This is a genomic window from Exiguobacterium sp. s80, from assembly GCF_018618725.1.
GTDB classification, from domain to species: Bacteria; Bacillota; Bacilli; order Exiguobacteriales; family Exiguobacteriaceae; genus Exiguobacterium_A; species Exiguobacterium_A oxidotolerans.
On record NZ_JACSMP010000006.1, the window covers coordinates 14871 to 28018 of the forward strand.

At 50.1% G+C, this 13148-nt stretch carries 13 protein-coding genes and 2 riboswitches; of the genes, 9 read left to right on the top strand and 4 right to left on the bottom strand.

Going from position 1 to position 13148, the window contains the following annotated elements; all coding sequences use genetic code 11:
• Positions 1–19: 19 nt before the first annotated feature.
• Positions 20–1066 carry an S-methyl-5-thioribose-1-phosphate isomerase gene (gene mtnA, locus KNP94_RS11200; protein ID WP_215115657.1) on the bottom strand — a complete coding sequence of 349 codons (1047 nt, stop codon included), beginning with the start codon at positions 1064–1066 and terminating at the stop codon, positions 20–22.
• A complete protein-coding gene (gene mtnK, locus KNP94_RS11205; RefSeq protein WP_215115658.1) occupies positions 1063–2232 on the bottom strand; it encodes an S-methyl-5-thioribose kinase in 1170 nt (389 codons plus the stop codon). The genes mtnA and mtnK overlap by 4 nt, the downstream gene beginning before the upstream one ends.
• Before the next feature lie 76 nt (positions 2233–2308).
• Positions 2309–2411, bottom strand: a riboswitch (SAM riboswitch).
• Between the two features lie 204 nt (positions 2412–2615).
• Positions 2616–2717: riboswitch (SAM riboswitch) on the top strand.
• A gap of 80 nt (positions 2718–2797) precedes the next feature.
• On the opposite strand from mtnK, the gene KNP94_RS11210 reads away from it, so the two are divergent.
• The 6 genes from KNP94_RS11210 (at position 2798) to KNP94_RS11235 (ending at position 7334) form a co-directional block, all read left to right on the top strand.
• On the top strand, positions 2798–3988 hold the full coding sequence (locus KNP94_RS11210) for a 2,3-diketo-5-methylthiopentyl-1-phosphate enolase (RefSeq protein WP_088836252.1): 1191 nt from the start codon (positions 2798–2800) through the stop codon (positions 3986–3988).
• Positions 3985–4644 carry a 2-hydroxy-3-keto-5-methylthiopentenyl-1-phosphate phosphatase gene (locus tag KNP94_RS11215; RefSeq protein WP_215115659.1) on the top strand — a complete coding sequence of 220 codons (660 nt, stop codon included), beginning with the start codon at positions 3985–3987 and terminating at the stop codon, positions 4642–4644. The genes KNP94_RS11210 and KNP94_RS11215 overlap by 4 nt, the downstream gene beginning before the upstream one ends.
• The gene (locus KNP94_RS11220; protein WP_088836250.1) at positions 4641–5261 is read left to right on the top strand and encodes a methylthioribulose 1-phosphate dehydratase; all 621 of its coding nucleotides are present in this window, start codon (positions 4641–4643) and stop codon (positions 5259–5261) included. Before KNP94_RS11215 ends, KNP94_RS11220 begins: the two co-directional genes overlap by 4 nt.
• A 15-nt stretch (positions 5262–5276) precedes the next feature.
• Positions 5277–5816 carry a 1,2-dihydroxy-3-keto-5-methylthiopentene dioxygenase gene (locus KNP94_RS11225; protein WP_088836249.1) on the top strand — a complete coding sequence of 180 codons (540 nt, stop codon included), beginning with the start codon at positions 5277–5279 and terminating at the stop codon, positions 5814–5816.
• Positions 5817–6004: 188 nt separating this feature from the next.
• Positions 6005–6505: an arsinothricin resistance N-acetyltransferase ArsN1 family A gene (locus KNP94_RS11230; protein WP_088836248.1), complete on the top strand. Its 501-nt coding sequence runs from the start codon at positions 6005–6007 to the stop codon at positions 6503–6505.
• A 73-nt stretch (positions 6506–6578) separates the two neighbouring features.
• Positions 6579–7334 carry an MBL fold metallo-hydrolase gene (locus KNP94_RS11235; RefSeq protein WP_215115660.1) on the top strand — a complete coding sequence of 252 codons (756 nt, stop codon included), beginning with the start codon at positions 6579–6581 and terminating at the stop codon, positions 7332–7334.
• A gap of 91 nt (positions 7335–7425) precedes the next feature.
• On the opposite strand, the gene KNP94_RS11240 is transcribed toward KNP94_RS11235, so the two are convergent.
• Positions 7426–8073, bottom strand: coding sequence for a pentapeptide repeat-containing protein (locus KNP94_RS11240; protein WP_214808764.1), 648 nt, complete (start codon positions 8071–8073; stop codon positions 7426–7428).
• A gap of 209 nt (positions 8074–8282) precedes the next feature.
• On the opposite strand from KNP94_RS11240, the gene KNP94_RS16135 reads away from it, so the two are divergent.
• The 3 genes from KNP94_RS16135 to KNP94_RS11255 all read left to right on the top strand — a co-directional run bounded on the left by KNP94_RS16135 (position 8283) and on the right by KNP94_RS11255 (position 10800).
• Positions 8283–9608, top strand: a complete 1326-nt coding sequence (locus tag KNP94_RS16135; RefSeq protein WP_215115661.1) for a Y-family DNA polymerase — start codon at positions 8283–8285, stop codon at positions 9606–9608.
• Complete coding sequence (locus KNP94_RS11250) at positions 9592–9921, top strand: YolD-like family protein (protein ID WP_088836242.1); 330 nt, start codon at positions 9592–9594, stop codon at positions 9919–9921. The genes KNP94_RS16135 and KNP94_RS11250 overlap by 17 nt, the downstream gene beginning before the upstream one ends.
• Positions 9922–9987: 66 nt before the next feature.
• On the top strand, positions 9988–10800 hold the full coding sequence (locus KNP94_RS11255; RefSeq protein WP_029332569.1) for a ZIP family metal transporter: 813 nt from the start codon (positions 9988–9990) through the stop codon (positions 10798–10800).
• A gap of 107 nt (positions 10801–10907) precedes the next feature.
• On the opposite strand, the gene KNP94_RS11260 is transcribed toward KNP94_RS11255, so the two are convergent.
• Positions 10908–12998 carry a heavy metal translocating P-type ATPase gene (locus KNP94_RS11260; protein ID WP_214808760.1) on the bottom strand — a complete coding sequence of 697 codons (2091 nt, stop codon included), beginning with the start codon at positions 12996–12998 and terminating at the stop codon, positions 10908–10910.
• Between the last annotated feature and the right edge of the window lie 150 nt (positions 12999–13148).

A 13148-nucleotide genomic window follows, 5' to 3' on the forward strand; every position in this document is an offset into this window, starting at 1 on the left:
CTCGATCTCTCCTGTCTGTTTAGATGACCTGTTGTCCAATCGCCTGTTCGATCGTTTCCACGCTCGGCCGTTCAATGACGCCGAGTTCCGTGATGATCGCCGTGATGAGCTCGTGCGGTGTCACGTCAAATGCCGGATTAAAGACCTTTGTTCCGGCTGGTGCCGTTACTTTCCCCGCCAGTTGTGTCACTTCACTAGCATCGCGTTCTTCAATTTCAATCTCGTCACCTGATAAACTCGTCACATCAAACGTCGACAGCGGTGCCGCGACATAAAACGGAATCCCGAAGGCACGTGCGAGTAACGCCAGCTGGAACGTCCCGATTTTATTGGCCGTATCCCCGTTACGGGTGATCCGGTCCGCGCCGACGATGATGGCGGTGATCTGCTTTTCCTTGATCGTATGCGCGACCATATTGTCCGTGATCAAGGTGACGTCAATCCCTGCCCGTTGCAGCTCCCATGTCGTCAAACGTGCCCCCTGCAACAAAGGCCGGGTTTCCGACGCATAGACGGATAACGGAATGCCTTGTTCTTTCGAGAGATAAAACGGGGCCAGTGCCGTCCCGTACGCCGCTGTCGCAATCGATCCGGCATTACAAATCGTCAACACCCGGTCTCCCGCTTGAAACAGCTCCAACGCATGCACACCGATTTGCCGTGACGTCTTGGCATCGGCTTCATAAAGGGCAAGTGCTTTTTGTTCCAGACGTTTCGGCAGTTCCTCGAGCGTTGTGCTCGAAAGGATAAGCTGATTGAGCGCATCGAGTACGTTCCGCAAATTGACGGCGGTCGGCCGGGTCGCCAGTAACTCCGCCGATACCGTCAACAGTTTTTGTTTGACCTCGTCAAGCGATCCCGTCGTCCGGAACGCTTCCTGCACGAGGACGAATCCACCGAACAGACTGATTGCCGGCGCCCCCCGGACACGAAGTTGTTTAATCGCCTCAACCGCTTGCGCCAAATCATGAATGACTTCGTACCGTTCTTCTTGCGGGAGACGGGTCTGATCAAGGATCTTTAAGCACGCCCGCTCATAGATGACACTACGGATAAACTCGCTCATCGGCTCAATTCCTCCGTCACGTCAAAATTCCGGAGATCGGTAAACGTCTTACATTCGCCGCGCCGTTTAATCAATGCCGTCCCGAGGCGTAACGCATGACGTTTCCGTTCAAGGCGCGTCGTAGCATCCGGAATTTGTTCCAAATCAGCGACCGGTGCCAAACCAATCGTCCGCCGGATCAGTTCACAACCGGCGAAACCGAGCGCGTCTTGGAGAATTGTACTGAGGACATCATCGACAAGCCCGGGTACCGTCCGGAAAGGTTCGACGGCTTCCCGTTCCCAAAGTGCCGTGAACGTCGAAGCAAACGTCAGCCAGAACGTATCGATATCCTTCACCCGCGTCTCCCGCAACTCAGCATAGTTCGGATACGCCGCAAAGCAGAGGTGGGCAATGAACTGACCGACATCAAACCCGAACGGTCCGTAAAAAGCGAACTCCGGATCGATGATTTTCGTTTCGCCCGCCGAAGCAAAAATGCTTCCTGTATGTAAATCCCCGTGTAATAAAGCTTCCCCTTTCGTGATGAACAACGTTTCGAGCTTCGCCACTTCCCGCTTCAGTTTTTCGTCCTGCCAGAGCTGCTGTACGTCTGTTTCCAAGCCGCTCTCGATGTTGTTTGTTTCCGCGTCGTAAAACGGATCCGTAAAGATTAACTTTTCCGTGATGTCGCATAAATCCGGGTTGTAATAGTCACGTGCGACCTGCTTTTTTCCGACTGGACCGAGCGCAAAATCTGACGTGAAAAATAACGTCCGCGCCAAGTAAGAACCGACATGTTCTGCAAGGAGCGGATACGTTTCGCCGGCGAGCAATCCCGTCCGAACGATTTGCAGGTGCGACAAGTCCTCCATCACCGTATACGCTTCTTCATGACTGGCATGAAAGACCCGTGGAACGAATGGCGTCGCGTATTTTGCGAATTCCTTCAGTGCCAACTGTTCGATCCAGGCCCGCTCGAGTGACAAGGGCCAGCTTTCCCCGACGACTTTTGCATAAGGTAATGCCTGCTTCAAGATCAAACGTTCTTTCCCTGCCTGAATCCGAAAGACTAAGTTCAAGTTGCCGTCGCCGATTTCTTCTGCCGTCGCTTCTTCCTGTCCGATGAGTCCGAGTTCCCGGACACGTTTAATGGCGTCTTGTTCTGTAAATGCTTGATATGCCATCTTGCTTCCCCCTTCATTTCTACACAAAAAAACGCCGCTTTTCGTCATAGAAAAGAGGCGCGGGGTATCATCCGTCCTCTTATCTCTCAGACGAATGTCTGTTGGATGTAGCACCGTGCCGGATGGTCGGTTGCTGCGGCGTCTTCGGGCCAATTCCCTCTGCCAACTCACGATAAGAGTCATATGTGGTTGTTGTGTTCGATGTTGATTCGAATATTACGCCCGTCTTAAATCATCTGTCAATTCCAATTTTTAGTGAAAAACCATTTAAAAGACCGCCATCTATAGAAGCGGATTTCAAAAAAAATAAATTTTCAAAAAATTATTTGACATCACGTCCATCTCATGTAAAAATTGCAATTAGATTTCACAATTTCATCCAATTCTTATCAAGAGCAGACGGAGGGACGAGCCCTATGATGTCGCAGCAACCGACCAGTTGGCACGGTGCTAATTCTTGCAGCTAACACGCTGACAGATAAGAGTCCACGCGCAATTTTTCATGGTCTCTTGTCATTGACGAGGGACCATTTTTGTATTTTTTAACAAGGGAGAGACGACGATCATGGCGTACATTACCGCAACTTACCAACTCGGCGTGACCGATCAGTTACCAAAACGGGCAGAGCAAATCGCCCTCGGTCTGACGGTCGGCTCATGGACCGATTTGAATCACTTGGAACAACAACAGCTTGAATCCTTTAAAGGACAAGTCGTCCATACGGAAGAACACGACGGAAAAGGGTATGTCACGATCCGTTATCCGGAACACAACGTCTCACGAGACTTTTCGGCGATTTTGACGACCGTCTTCGGCAAGCTGTCACTCGACGGTCAAATCAAACTGACGGATCTTCAGCTTCCCGCTTCATTCACACCGGATTTCCCCGGTGCTAAATTCGGCATCGAGGGCGTCCGCCAATTGATCCAAGTCCATGATCGCCCCCTGTTGATGAGCATCTTCAAAGGCGTCATCGGACGGGATCTCGTTTTTTTACGGGAACAACTGGAAGCCCAGCTCGCCGGCGGGATTGATCTCGTCAAGGATGACGAAATCTTATACGACAATCCGCTGACACCGGCACTCGACCGGGCGCGGATTGGACGGGAAGTCCTCGATGCACACTATGAACGGACCGGTAAACGGGCCCTTTATGCGATTACATTGAGTGGTCCGGTCTTCCGCTTGAAAGAGCAGGCGAAACGACTGGTCGAAGCCGGAGCGACAGCCCTCCTGCTCAACACGTTTACATACGGGCTTGATGTCTTGCGGGAACTGGCAGCCGATCCGGAAATCCCGGTCCCGATCTTTAATCATCCGGCGTTGAGCGGTGCCTTGATCGCCAGTCCCGAGTACGGGATTGCCGCCCCGGTCCTGCTCGGAACGTTGCCGCGGATTGCCGGTGCCGACTTGACACTGTTCCCGTCGCCGTACGGGAATGTCGCCCTCGCCAAAGACTTGGCCCGCGGGATTGCCGTCGAAGCGACCCGAATCGGTGAGACCAAAACAATTCTCCCGGTCCCGTCCGCCGGAATCCACCCGGGTCTCGTCGCCCAGCTTGTTCGTGATTTCGGCGTCGATTCCGTCATCAATGCCGGAGGCGGTGTCCACGGTCATCCGCAAGGTGCTGCGGCCGGAGTCATCGCTTTCCGCCAGGCACTGGGCGCAGCACTGGCCGGCGAATCACTGACAAGTGCCGCCCACCGGCACGAGGAATTACGTGTCGCTCTCGATGCTTGGGGGATCACGAAATGACGATCCGGATTTTATGTGACTTTGACGGAACAGTAACGGAGCACGATAATATCATCGCCTTGATGCAGGAGTTCGCTCCGCCGGAAAAATTTAAACCGTTAAAACAAGGTGTGCTCGACCGGTCGCTCTCGATTCAATCCGGCGTCGGACAGATGTTTCAGCTGCTTCCGTCCAGTCAAAAACAGGACTACATTGATTTCTTGATGACACAGGCAGTCATTCGTCCCGGCTTCGACACCTTACTCGCTTTTGCCAAATCAAACGAGATTGATTTTTCCATCGTCAGCGGCGGGATCGACTTTTTTGTCCAGCCGATTCTTGCGGATGTACTGACGGACGAAGCGATTTATTGCAACGGTAGTGACTTCAGCCAGGAGACGGTTCGAATCGAATGGCCGCATGCCTGCGACTCAGCCTGTACAAATCAATGCGGCTGTTGCAAAACCTCGATCGCCCGGAAGTTGAAGCAGAACGGTGACACGATCATCGCGATCGGCGACTCCGTAACAGATTTTGAACTAGCTAAGCAGGCGGACCACGTTTATGCACGGGATTATCTGATCACGCTATGTGAACAACACGGCATCCCGTATACGCCGTTTGGAAACTTTCATGACATATTGAATCATCTGCAGACAAAGGTGGTGTACACATGACCTTCTTAAAACGATATGAAGAATTACGTGCCGTCAAACAGGAACTTGCAGCACGCGACTGGTTCCCCGGCACAAGCGGCAATCTCGCCATCCGGACAGCCGATCAACCGACTGAATTTCTCGTGACGGCAAGCGGGAAGGACAAACGGCAGGATACACCGGACGACTTCGTCCATGTCGACGCGTCCGGTCAACTGATCGGCGAACAGACAGGTCGTCCCTCTGCCGAAACATTGCTCCACGTCGAGGTCTTCAACCGAACGACTGCCGGGTGTTCCCTTCACGTCCATACGATTGACAATAATGTCATTTCGGAACTGTACGGCGATCAAGGCGAGATTCGGTTTGCCGGTCAGGAAATCATCAAGGCACTCGGCCGTTGGGAAGAAGATGCGGAAGTCCGTGTGCCGATTATCCCGAACCACGCCGACATTCCGACGCTTGCCGCTGCCTTTGCAGCACATGTACATGCCGAGAGCGGTGCCGTCCTGATTCGCAATCACGGCATCACCGTCTGGGCACCGACTGCCTTTGAAGCGAAAAAACAGTTGGAAGCATTCGAGTTTTTGTTCAGTTACACCTTAAAACTACAAACGTGCCGACAGGCAATTCATTAAAAGGAGGAATTTACAATGGCAACAGTACTTTTCCAACAGACAAACGAACGGTATACGGATCAAAATGAGGTCTCTTCATTCCTTGCCTCACGCGGCGTCTTATATGAACAATGGGACGTCTCGAAGTTACCGGGCGACCTCGTCGAGAACTTTACATTAACGGATGACGACAAACAGACGATCTTAACGACATTCGCGGACGAGATTAAAGATGTTTCGGAACGTCGCGGTTACCAGACGGCTGACATCATCGCACTGTCGGATACGACACCGAATCTCGATGAATTACTCGTCAACTTCCAAAAAGAACACCATCATACCGATGACGAGGTCCGCTTCATCGTCAGCGGCCATGGCGTGTTTGCGATTAAAGACGAGGAGGTCGGCTATTACAACATCGAGCTCAATCCCGGTGATTTGATTTCCGTTCCCGTCAACACGCGCCACTACTTCACGCTCCAGGAAGACCGGAAAGTGGTGGCGATCCGAATCTTCGTCACGACGGACGGCTGGGTGCCGATTTACGAGCGGGACGCCCTGTCTTCAGCAAACTAATTCAGTCCGGTCCGGCCCAAGTCTTCTAGCAATAGAGGACCTGGGCTTTTTTTGTACGGAAACGTCGTCTGACAAACATGTTTGAGGAAAGCGCGTGTCCGGGAGCATTTCCTATTCTAGAAACATGCCGTTTGTTTCGTCCATCTCCGATATAATGAAGAAAAGGACACAAAAAGGAGCTGACGTGTATGATGATTCGTCTCGTTCAAGAAACCGACTTACCGGATGTGCTCGCCATATATAATGAAGGAATCGAAGACCGGATCGCGACGCTCGAGACGGATACGAAAGATCTCGCCTTCATGCAGCAATGGTTCAGTGAACGCTCCGAGCGACATGCCGGTTACGTTGCCTATGAAGGGGCAAAGATTCTTGGCTTCATTTCGCTCGATGCCTACAATCCGCGTCCCGTCTATCAGTCCGTCGGCGAACTGTCCGTCTACATCACACGGACCCACCGCGGACAAGGAATCGGAAAACGACTACTCGACATCATCGAAGAACATGCAATCATTCACGGCATGCATAAGCTGATTCTCTTTACGTTCCCCTTCAACCGGATCGGACAAAAACTCTACATCAAAGCCGGATTCCGAATCGTCGGTACCTTTAAAGAACAAGGAATGTTAAACGGGTATTACGTCGATGTCCTGGCCATGGAAAAAATTCTCCCTAAACCGGACCAATGATGTTTTGGATTAAAGGTTCGGCAAGTCGGGAATATGAGACGAGGAAGATTCGTACAAGAAAGGAAGATTGCCTGTGAACATCCAGCAAATTCGAAATGCGACACTCGTCTTGACCTATGCCAACCAAGTTTTTTTAATTGATCCTTTTCTCGGTGAAAAGGGTTCGCTTCCTCCGTTCGACCATACACCGAACACCCACCGCAACCCCCTTGTCGACTTACCGGTCGATGTCTCGACCTTACTCGACCCGGATGCCGTCTTCGTGACACATCTTCACGCCGATCATTTCGATGAGGCCGCAAAACAATTGTTACCGAAGACGGTTCCGCTCTATGCTCAAAACGCGACGGACGCCTCTGTCATTAAAGAGGGCGGTTTCACCGACGTTCAGCCGTTCGACCAGGGTGTGACACTCCGTGATGTCAAAGTTTTCCGCACGAACGGTCAACACGGCGTCGGCGAAATCGGAAAACGGATGGGACACGTATCCGGTCTCGTCTTTACACATCCCGATGAGCCGACGCTCTATATCGCCGGTGATACGATTTGGTGTGACGACGTCGATTCTGCGATTGATACCTATGCACCGGACGTCATCGTCGTCAATAGTGGTGCCGCCCAGTTCCAGACCGGTGAACCGATCACGATGTCGGAACGTGATTTATTAGCGGTCCACGCGGCAGCGGCTGAAGCGACGATCATCGTCTCGCATCTCGAAGCTGTCAATCACTGCCTGCTCCGCCGCGATATGATCGCTGACTTTTTAGCAGCAAATCATCTCTCCGCTCACTTTTTGATTCCGGACGACGGCGAGACGCTCTCCTTTTAAGTCTCTCCTTCGAGAGTCGTACGAATACAAAAAAACCGGACGTTTTCCGTTTCCCTAAAAGGAAGAGGAACAGCGTCCGGTTTTTTCATGTTCATTCTTGCGGAATGACAAGACCGAGTAATCGGGCAAATGCGATTGCTTGTCCTTCCGTCACGATCGCCCCTGTCAAAAAGCGTGGATCAATCGTAATCCCCGAGACGTCCGCTTGTCGCAAATCGAGTCCTTTTAACGGAGTTTCAACCCACTGGCTTTCCATCAATTCAACATCCTCAAAACGTAAATCGATGAGTTTCCCTTCGAAGAATTGTGTCTCCCGCATCGCCGTCTGCTCGAACGTTACTTGTCGGAGCGATGTCCGAATCACTTGTAAGTAATTCGCCTGGCATGCTTTTACCGTGACATGATCAAGCGTCGTTTCTTCTAATTGAACCCCCGTCAGGCGGCAGTCCTGAAACAGAACGCGATGAAAACGACTGTCACGGAACTGACAACCCGTCAAATCGCACTGCTCAAACCGGACATTTTCAAATGACGCGCGATCAAACACGAGACCCGCAAATGAGACATTCCGAAAACAGACTTGATTGGCATCGATCCGCTCCGTCAGCTCGATGGGTAACGTTTCTTTTTCATACATCATTTGATACAAGTACGGATCATCGATTTCGATTTCTGCAAATGTTTCGACTGCTAAATTATTCGGGACATCCGGTAGATGGATCATCGGTTTTTTCTTCATTCTCTCCCAACCCTTCTTCTTCTCAGTCCTTAGTGTACCAAACCTGTTACCTAAATATGACTCAAGAGGATGATCTCTAAAGTCATGCCGCGCTCTAAAAAGTGATGACATGTACACTCTTTTTCAATTTTTGATTTGAGACACTTTGAGACCGTGCTAGAATCAACATAAATAAAATAAGAACAAACGTTCTAAAAGGAGTGATTTTCGTGTCTTCTGATGCGGACTTTCCAAACCAACGTATTTTTTGCGTGGATAGTGTCTCTTTTTATGCCAGTTGCGAGTGCCATTACCGAAATCTACCACCATTAACAACAAAATTAGCCGTCGTTTCCGATTTAAAACGGAGCGGCTCCGTCATTTTAGCGGCGAGCCCTGCTTTAAAGGCCCTTGGTATCAAAACGGCAAGTCGTCTCTACCAGATTGAACAACTCCCGTACAAGGAACGAAAGCAGATTCACCTCGTCGAACCACGCATGTTATGCTACATGAAAACGTCGATTCGTGTCCTCGATGTGCTCCATCAATTCGGACCACCGGAAGCAATCCGGGTATACTCGATTGACGAAAGTTTCATCGACATGACGGGAACGGAGCACCTCTTCGGTACGGATTTTGAAGCTGCTAACCAATTACAGTCAGCCATCCTGGAACAAACCGGCATTCACGTCCGAATCGGGATTGGTCCTAATAACGTCATCGCGAAACTTGCCCTTGATTTACTCGGGAAAAAACAGAGCATTGCGCGTTGTGGTTATGCTGATGTCCCCCGTCTCTTACATGACTTTCCCGTTCGCAAGATGTGGGGGATCGGTCATCAAATGGAGCACCATCTGAATCAATTAGGCATCGAGACGATCGGCGATTTGGCGGCCGCACCATTAGAAACACTACACGAACGTTTTGGTGTCATCGGTGCCGAACTTTGGCATCATGCATGGGGCATCGATCAATCTCCGACGACGATTGATCCGACCGCTTTATTTCGTCCGGCATCATCCCGACAGAAGACGATTGGTCATGGCGTGACACTAATGCGTGATTATTACGAATACGACCAGATTCGGCTGGTCTTAAGTGAGCTCGCAAGCGATGTCGCAGCCCGCGTCCGCTTTTCCAATCAACTTGGATGGACGGTTCACTTAGGTGTCCGTTACTCGAGACATATCGTCCGGGCAGGGTTTTCAAAGCAACTCCGTATCCCTTATCCGACTTCAGACGAACGGATTATCCTGCGGCATATCCTTCAGCTGTTCGAGCCGAACTGGCTCGAACACGAACCGATTCGTTTTTTGTCCGTCTCGCTCGGTCAACTTGTCCCCGACCAAGGTGCACTGCAACTGTCGTTGTTCGAAGACAATACCCGTGTTTGGAAACGCAAACGCTTGTTAAAGGCAATCGATCATGTCAACGTCCGTTACGGGAAGGGAACCATCCGCCTCGCTGTTTCTTTTCTTGATACAAGTGTCGCCAAGCGCCGCCTCCGCTTCGTCGGTGGTCATCCGGGAGGTGACGGCAATGACACGGTATCGTGACCGTGGCAATTTAAAATGGATTCCGTTTTTGATGCCGGAGTACATTCAACTGTTGCGCGACTATTATAAAGATACGCATCGTTTAACACTACCGCCCATCGATGAACAACTTCAAGAATCATGGCAATTCATCCTCGAAGAAGCATTAATGGAAGGAAAAGAACTTGAAATCACGTATTATAAGGAAGGAAGCTATATCACACTGACCGGATTCATCGAACGAATCGAGCGCGAACGAGGACTTCTGTACGTCCGGAGTCAAAATTCGATCGAAATTCCCCTGATGCGACTAGTTCGGATTGAAAACGGGTAGGAGTGAAAGTGGGCTTCAATAATGCACTTATCTCTTGAATTATGATTTGAAAGAAGGAATGTTTGTATGTTTGAATGGTTTACTTCACTCCCCGTCGTGATCCAGGCATTACTCGCCGGGATGATGACATGGGGCTTGACCGCACTTGGGGCGGCACTTGTTTTCGTCTTTACGACAATTGAAAAAAAGGTCATGAATATGATGCTCGGCTTCGCCGCCGGTGTCATGATCGCTGCGTCCTTTTGGTCACTGCTCGCTCCGGCGATTGAATTTACGGAACAGGATGGTGGCATCGCCTGGCTTCCGGCTGCAATCGGATTTTTAGCAGGTGGCTTCTTCGTTCGCTTACTCGACTTCGTAACACCACATTTACACTTATCCGCACCACTTGAAAATGCAGAAGGCCCTTCGACCGGTCTTAAAAAGGCAACTCTGCTCTTTTTAGCGATCACCTTACACAACATCCCGGAAGGTCTAGCAATCGGTGTCGCTTTTGGTGCTGCTGCGTTAAATATGGACGGGGCGACAGTCGCTGGTGCTTTGACGCTCGCACTCGGAATCGGAATTCAAAATATGCCGGAAGGTGCTGCCTTATCGATTCCGCTTCGTGGTGAAGGCATGTCACGCCGTCGCGCTTTCAATTACGGTCAAATGTCCGCCATTGTTGAACCGATTGCGGCAATGATCGGGGCGGCTGCCGTTTTCTTCATTCAACCGTTACTGCCTTACGCACTCGCCTTTGCAGCCGGCGCGATGATTTTTGTTGTCGTTGAGGAATTGATTCCTGAATCACAAGCTGAAAACGGCTCGGATTTAGCGACACTCGGTCTAATGGTCGGCTTTACCGTCATGATGATTCTTGATGTCGCCTTAGGCTAAAAACAAACTGATTGAACAAAAAAAAACTCCTTCATCGCCGGTGAAGGAGTTTTCAGATTGATATTGGAATGACTTTTGAGTCCTTACCTTTCAACGTGTACCTTTAATTATTTTTTGAGGATGCGCATCGCATTTAAAACAGCCAGGACGGTTACACCAACATCCGCAAACACAGCTTCCCACATCGTCGCGAAACCAAATGCACCAAACAGGAGAAACACGGCTTTCACGCCAAGTGCGAAGAAAATGTTTTGATAGACAATTTTTCGTGTCGCACGGGCAACCTCAATTGCTTCGACCAACTGCTTTGGTTCATCTGTCATGAGGACGATATCTGCGGCTTCAATCGCCACATCACTGCCGAGTCCGCCCATCGCGATTCCGACATCGGCTCGTGTCAAAACAGGGGCATCATTGATGCCGTCGCCAACAAAGGCCACTTTTCCATCCGCTTGCTTCAAAATCAGTTCGAGTTGTTCGACTTTTTGATCAGGTAATAGTTCTGCTGCAACTTCGTCAATCCCGATTTGACGACCAATCACTTCTGCTGTTGCCAGACGGTCCCCTGTTAACATAATCGTTTTCTTCACACCGAGTGCCTTGAGGCGAGCAAGTGCTTCAACCGTGCTGTCTTTAATGTGATCAGCAATTCGGATGTAGCCCAGGTACGTATCATTGCGTGCGACATGAACGTACGTCCCGTCTGCCGTTTGATCAAGCGTCTCATAACCAAGTTCATTGAACCAACGGGCATTCCCGGCACGAATCGTATCCGTTCCGAAGCGACCGACGACACCTGATCCTGCGACTTCGCGATACTCTTGAACGGATTCCGTCACTTCACCATAACTTGCATATGTCCGTTGGATGGACTTTGCAATCGGATGATTCGAATGCTGTTCAACAAGCGTTGCCACTTTCAATAATTCTTCGTCTGAACAGGCAACCGGGCGGAGTTCCGTCACTTCAAAGACCCCTTCTGTCAAGGTCCCTGTTTTATCAAAAACGACCGTATCCAGCTGTTGTAATGACTCGAGGTGATTTCCACCCTTCACGAGAATCCCTCGTTTTGAAGCGGCACCAATTCCACTGAAGAACCCGAGCGGAATTGAAATGACGAGCGCACAGGGACAACTGATGACAAGAAAAACAAGTGCCCGGTAAATCCAGTCCTCCCATGTCGCACCCGTGACAAACAATGGAGGCAAGACAGCAAGCAATGTCGCAATCCCGACGACTGCCGGTGTGTAGACACGAGCAAATCGGGTGATGAATTTTTCCGTCGGCGCCTTGTGGCGCGAAGCATTTTCAACGAGATCAAGAATTTTTGCGACCGTTGACTCACTATAGAGACGGTCGACTTGAATCAACAGTCGCCCATCTGTATTGATCGTTCCTGCAAGAATCGTATCGTTCGTGCGGACACGTCGTGGTACTGATTCTCCCGTCAAGGCGACGGTATCGATGAATGCTTCTCCTTCAAGGATTGTTCCGTCGAGCGGAATCTTTTCGCCCGGTCGGACTAAAATTCGTTGCCCGACCTTCACTTGTAACGGACTAATCGTTTGTCCATTTTCAAGAGTTGCCGTCTCAGGACGAATATCCATTAATTCAGCAATCGATTTGCGGGATTGATCGACTGCCCGGTGTTGGAAAAACTCACCGACTTGATAAAACAGCATGACGGCGACCGCTTCCGGGTACTCGCCAATTAGAAAAGCACCAACCGTCGCGATGACCATCAAGAAATTTTCATCAAATACTTGCCCCTGACGAATATTTCGGATCGCGTTTCGTAACACATCCCAACCGATTAAGAAGTAAGCCAGCGCAAATGAGATAAGTTCAATTGAGCTCGGTAAAAAGAAGGCACTGATGAAGGCAACCCCACCGATGCTGTATTGAATCTTTTTCATTTGCGTTAAAAATGGACCGTGGTCATGAACATGACTTTCGTCAGATGGAACGTCACGAGAAACTTCGACGTTCGGCTCTAATTCTTGTACCCGTTTGACGACCGCATCGTATGTCGCGTCATCCGGTGCCTCTCCTTGATAAGTGATATAAAGCTTTTGTCCCGTAAAATCAAGATTTGCCGCTTCGATTCCTTCGACAGTCGAAACACCACGCTCGACCTTCGCCGCACAATTGGCACAATCAATTCCTGAAATTCGTAATCGCTCAGTTTTCGTTTCCATTCCTCCACCTCATTCAAATGTTCGTTTGATTATAAGTCCATCCTACTCTTTTTTTATTCATTCGACAAGGTGTTTTCGTTATCGGTCTTGCGCCCGATATTCAGATTAGTTCTATCTCAGAAGAATGAAACATGATATGTTTTTAGATAG

Coding starts and splice junctions, on each gene's coding strand:
- mtnK (WP_215115658.1), bottom strand. CDS start 2,232: ATGGCATATCAAGCATTTACAGAACAAGACGCCATTAAACGTGTCCGG.
- KNP94_RS11260 (WP_214808760.1), bottom strand. CDS start 12,998: ATGGAAACGAAAACTGAGCGATTACGAATTTCAGGAATTGATTGTGCC.
- mtnA (WP_215115657.1), bottom strand. CDS start 1,066: ATGAGCGAGTTTATCCGTAGTGTCATCTATGAGCGGGCGTGCTTAAAG.
- KNP94_RS11250 (WP_088836242.1), top strand. CDS start 9,592: ATGACACGGTATCGTGACCGTGGCAATTTAAAATGGATTCCGTTTTTG.
- KNP94_RS11225 (WP_088836249.1), top strand. CDS start 5,277: ATGGCAACAGTACTTTTCCAACAGACAAACGAACGGTATACGGATCAA.
- KNP94_RS11230 (WP_088836248.1), top strand. CDS start 6,005: ATGATGATTCGTCTCGTTCAAGAAACCGACTTACCGGATGTGCTCGCC.
- KNP94_RS11255 (WP_029332569.1), top strand. CDS start 9,988: ATGTTTGAATGGTTTACTTCACTCCCCGTCGTGATCCAGGCATTACTC.
- KNP94_RS11210 (WP_088836252.1), top strand. CDS start 2,798: ATGGCGTACATTACCGCAACTTACCAACTCGGCGTGACCGATCAGTTA.
- KNP94_RS11220 (WP_088836250.1), top strand. CDS start 4,641: ATGACCTTCTTAAAACGATATGAAGAATTACGTGCCGTCAAACAGGAA.
- KNP94_RS11215 (WP_215115659.1), top strand. CDS start 3,985: ATGACGATCCGGATTTTATGTGACTTTGACGGAACAGTAACGGAGCAC.
- KNP94_RS11240 (WP_214808764.1), bottom strand. CDS start 8,073: ATGAAGAAAAAACCGATGATCCATCTACCGGATGTCCCGAATAATTTA.